Genomic DNA, 1,684 nt, shown 5'->3' with positions numbered 1-1,684 from the left:
GAGGCCACTGAAAAAGTCTCTATATCGTTTTAAGCGAAGGCTTTCTCGATTTTATCGAGGAAGTCTTCGCTATTTTCATTTAAAATAAATATATAAACTCTAGGTGGTGTTCAGATGATATCCAATCAACAATCTCTTAATCTCAGTCCATACTCTGGTATATATGATATCGTTGTTCCTAAAGATAATATGCTTCGTCAAATAAATGAACTGGTTGATTTTTCTTTTGTTTTAGATGAATTACAGAATAAGTATTGCCTCGATAACGGCCGAAATGCTGTGCCTCCTATTCGTATGTTTAAATATCTATTACTAAAGTCCATTTTTGACTTATCAGATGTGGATGTGGTTGAACGTTCGAAATATGACATGTCCTTTAAATATTTTTTAGATATGGCTCCTGAAGAATCAGTCATTAATCCTAGCTCACTAACGAAATTTCGTAAGCTACGTTTAAAAGATGTCAACTTACTTGATATTCTTATTCATAAAACAGTCGAGATCGCACTTGAAAAAGAACTAATCAAAAGTACTTCAATTATTGTTGATGCAACCCATACGAAATCTCGTTTTAACCAGAAGTCCCCTTACGAATTTTTAATGGAAAAATCGAAACTACTTAGAAAAGCTGTTTATCAGGTTGACGAAGGAATGAAAGGGAAATTCCCATCTAAACCTTCTACAGATGATGTAGTAGAAACCATTGTGTACTGTCAAAAAGTTGTTCAAGCAGTTGAAAATGAAAAGGATATTCGGGAATATCCTAAAGTTAAAGAAAAGCTAAATTATCTTAGTGAGATTGTGGAGGATTACCAAGAACATTTAATACCTTCTAGCGATCCTGACGCTAGAACCGGACATAAAGCTGCTGACTCTTCTTTTTTTGGATATAAGACTCATATTGCTATGATTGAGGAACGTATTGTTACAGGTGCAGTTGTTACAACAGGGGAAAAGAGTGATGGGAAGTATCTTAGGCAATTAGTTGAAAAGAGTCAAAAAGCCGGAATTAAGGTTAAAACTCTCATCGGCGATACTGCTTATTCAGATAAAGTTAATATTCAATTTGCCAAAGAAAATGAAATGAAATTAGTGTCAAAATTACATCCAATTATTACACAAGGCCCAAGAAAACCTGGTGACGAATTTGAATTTAATAAAGATGCAGGCATGTATGTTTGTAAGGCTGGACATATGGCCGTAAGGAAAGCACGAACAGGGAAAAAAGATACGAATAATAGTCAAAGTCTTACCTATTTCTTTGATATCGAAAAGTGTAAAGTATGTCCATTTAAAAATGGATGTTATAAGGAAGGAGCGAAAAGTAAAACTTATTCCGTGACAATTAAGTCGCCTGAACATACTGAACAAAAGGCCTTTCAGGAAAGTGAATATTTTAGAATAAAGGCTAAAGAACGGTACAAAATTGAAGCGAAGAATAGTGAACTTAAGAATAGACACGGGTATAATGTTGCCATTTCCTCGGGTCTTTTAGGCATGGAAATGCAAGGAGCAATGACAATATTTGCGGTTAATTTAAAACGAATTATGACATTGTTGAAAGAAATAAAGTAAAAGATCTATAAAGAAAGGCGACTATCCGTTCATTTTTGAACGGATAGTCGCCTTTTTCAATATACATCCTTGCAAGGCCACTAAAAAACGTAAGTTTTTCAGTGGCCTC

1 protein-coding gene is annotated in these 1,684 nt (G+C 34.4%); it reads left to right on the top strand.

What is annotated here, in order from left to right; all coding sequences use genetic code 11:
• Window positions 1-114: 114 nt before the first annotated feature.
• Window positions 115-1,575: an IS1182 family transposase gene (locus tag LC095_RS26550; RefSeq protein ID WP_226530910.1), complete on the top strand. Its 1,461-nt coding sequence runs from the start codon at window positions 115-117 to the stop codon at window positions 1,573-1,575.
• Window positions 1,576-1,684 lie beyond the last annotated feature (109 nt).

This window comes from Metabacillus niabensis, from assembly GCF_020524345.1.
Taxonomy (GTDB): Bacteria; Bacillota; Bacilli; order Bacillales; family Bacillaceae; genus Metabacillus; species Metabacillus niabensis_B.
The sequence above is the reverse complement of the archived record's forward strand: the minus strand, read 5'-3'. Positions and strand labels throughout refer to the sequence as shown.